We start from the raw sequence: 2,942 nt of genomic DNA on the forward strand, positions 1-2,942 counted from the left end.
GATCAGAGCAGTCCGGACGTTTATGCACCCTGGATCGACTGGCAGGCAGGCGCGGACGGCGAAAAACCTGCAAGCCAGGAGCATCTGACGGTGGAAAACTGGGATGACTTCTATCCCGCCGCACGCCGCACCGCGCTCGCCGATATGCGCCGCACCGCACCGGCTTCGGCTCGGCAACTGATCGAAACCAAAGCCTCCGGAGAGCCGGCGGAGATCAGGATTGCACTCGTCGACCTGTTGCGCTTCGGCCTGGGTGCCGATGACGTGCCATTCCTGAAGAGCCTCTCCGCCGATCGTTCCGGCAAGCTGCGCGAGCTCGCTGGCCGGTTGCTGGCAAGATTGGGAGAGCACGGCTCGCCAGGCGGTGGCGGGCCGGAAGATCCGACGGCCGAACTCGCTGCCTTCATCGCTGAAGGCAAATCCGGCTTCATCCGCCGCCGCACCACCTACACGCCGGCAAAACTCAAATCGCCGGCGCAGGAAAGACGTCGCGCCGAACTGTTCGAGACCTGTAACCTGGTCGACCTCGCCACGCGCTTCGGCACCACCGAATCCGAGTTTATCGGGGCGTGGCAATTCGGCGCCGAGAGCAATGCCGATATCCTTGTTGCCCGAATGGTCGCCGCGTCGGGCAGCGACGCCGCGGTGACGCACATGGCGGATATGCTTGTCGCCGAACGTGACAAGCCCGCACTCTTCGTCCTCCACCTCATGGCGCGTCTGGACAGCCGCAGGAAGCGTGTCCTGGTCAGGTCGATCCTGAAGGACACGCAACATCTTGGCGCGCTCAATCTGGCCGAGGGCCTCGAAGCAAGCTGGCTGGAATGGGCCGACCTGACAAACGGCCAGACGCTCGCGGCGCTTCGCTCCGCTGTTGCAGCAAACGATGACGCTGTGAGGCGAGGCGTCGACCAGCTTCTGGAAACTATGGGCTTTCTCGCCACGGCGGCGACGGCGGAGAAATTGATCGGAGACGTTGTTGCGGCCGGTATGGCGCCGGCGGCGCCGTCTCTGGGTCTCCTGCGGCTCAACGCGTCACTGGCCGAGCATTGAACCAACATATGATCAATCCGGAGAACAGCAAATGAACGCAGCCATCCGTCTTCCGGTCGAGCAGGCCTATGCCGCCGAATTGCAGGCGCTCTCGCGCAATGACGACCGGCAAAGGCCTGCCGGATGGAGCCTTTCACCAAAGGCGGTCCTTACCTACCTGCTTGGCGGAAAGGCTGACGACGGGACAGTGATAACGCCCAAATATGTCGGCCGCCGCCGGCTGATGGAAACCGCGGTCGCGACGCTCGCCACCGATCGCGCGCTGTTGCTGCTGGGTGTTCCCGGCACGGCCAAATCCTGGGTGTCGGAACATCTCGCCGCCGCCATCATGGGCGATTCGACCCTGATCGTGCAGTGCACGGCCGGCACCGACGAGAACCAGATCCGCTATGGCTGGAACTACGCACAGCTTCTGGCAAAGGGCCCAAGCCAGGATGCGCTGGTGCCGACGCCGCTCTACCGCGCCATGCAGGACGGCAAGCTTTGCCGCCTCGAGGAGCTGACGCGCATGGGCTCCGATGTGCAGGACACGCTGATCACCGTCCTGTCCGAAAAGATGATGCCGATCCCGGAACTTAACACCTCGATCTACGCGCAGCGCGGCTTCAACATCATTGCCACCGCCAACAACCGCGACAAGGGCGTCAACGAGTTGTCGTCAGCGTTGAAGCGCCGCTTCAACGTCGTCGTGCTGCCTTTGCCCGAAGACATGGCGGAGGAAGTGGCGATCGTCTCCAAGCGGGTCGGCGAGATGGCCGGCGGTCTTGACCTTCCGGTGCCGAAGAATGTCGGTGAGGAGATCGCGCGAGTGCTGACCATTTTTCGCGAGTTGCGCTCCGGTGCTACAGCCGACGGCAAGGTGACGTTGAAGACGCCGTCCGGTTCGCTGTCCACGGCCGAAGCCATTGCCACCATGGTCGGCGGCCTCAGCCAGGCGGCCTGGTTCGACAGCGGCAAGCTCGGCGCCGAAGGCCTTGCCGCCAGCCTCGTCGGCGCGATCGTCAAGGATCCCGTGCAGGACAAATTGGTGCTGGAAGAATATCTGGAAACCGTGCTCAAGAAGCGGCCAGACTATGCCGGCTACTACGCGGCCTTGAACGCGGCAATCTGACGCCATGGGGCTCAGCGACGTTTCCTATTTCGGCATACGCCATCACGGGCCCGGCTCCGCCGACAGCCTGGTGCAGGCGTTGCAGGAGTTGAAACCGGTCGCCGTGCTGATCGAAGGACCGGCCGACGCCAGCCCGCTGTTGCCGTTGCTCGCCCGCCCCGAAATGCAGCCGCCGGTGGCGCTGCTCTGCTATCCCGAAGACGATCCGGCCTCGACAAGCTTCTGGCCCTTCGCCGAATTCTCGCCGGAGTATCAGGCGACGCTCTGGGCCGTCACCAACAATGCGGCAGTGCGCTTCATCGATTTGCCGTCGTCAGCCCGCACTGCGCCGATTGAGGCCGTGGGGGAAACCGAGAGCGATGGAACGGAAGCCAACGTCGAGGCTGACTTGGCGCCGCATCTGCGGGACCCGATCGGAACGCTGGCACAAGCTGCCGGCTATGAGGATGGCGAAAGCTGGTGGTCTGATATCATCGAGCAGAACCCGCAGCCGGGTCCAATCTTCGCGGCAATAGCCGACGCGATGACGACGCTGCGGGACGGCGAAGGTCCGCTTGCGGCGTTTGAGGCGAAACGCGAAGCGCATATGCGGCTTGAGATCGCCGCCGCGCGAAAGGAATTCGATGGGCCGATCGCTATCGTTTGCGGTGCTTTCCATGTGCCGGCGCTGCAGGCGACGCGACCGCTGAAGGAAGACCAGGCGCTACTCAAGGGGCTCGCCCGCCGCAAGAGCATGATGACCTGGGCGCCGTGGACGGGGCCGCGTCTGGCGCTGGGC

At 64.0% G+C, this 2,942-nt stretch carries 3 protein-coding genes; all 3 read left to right on the plus strand.

The features are described 5' to 3' along the window. A partial coding sequence (locus tag EN984_RS28925) for a DUF5691 domain-containing protein (protein ID WP_127384139.1) occupies positions 1-1,053 on the plus strand: 1,053 nt, incomplete at its 5' end. Positions 1,054-1,084: 31 nt separating this feature from the next. After that, positions 1,085-2,164, plus strand: coding sequence for an AAA family ATPase (locus EN984_RS28930; RefSeq protein WP_027036087.1), 1,080 nt, complete (start codon positions 1,085-1,087; stop codon positions 2,162-2,164). 4 nt (positions 2,165-2,168) lie between these two features. Continuing rightward, positions 2,169-2,942 (plus strand): DUF5682 family protein (locus tag EN984_RS28935; protein WP_245480136.1); only part of this gene is annotated, 774 nt, incomplete at its 3' end.

This window comes from Mesorhizobium sp. M7A.F.Ca.CA.004.12.1.1 (genome assembly GCF_003997835.1).
Taxonomy (GTDB): domain Bacteria; phylum Pseudomonadota; class Alphaproteobacteria; order Rhizobiales; family Rhizobiaceae; genus Mesorhizobium.

What these genes read in the sequence shown, in the direction of transcription:
- EN984_RS28930 (WP_027036087.1), top strand. Translation starts at nt 1,085, where the DNA reads ATGAACGCAGCCATCCGTCTTCCGGTCGAGCAGGCCTATGCCGCCGAA.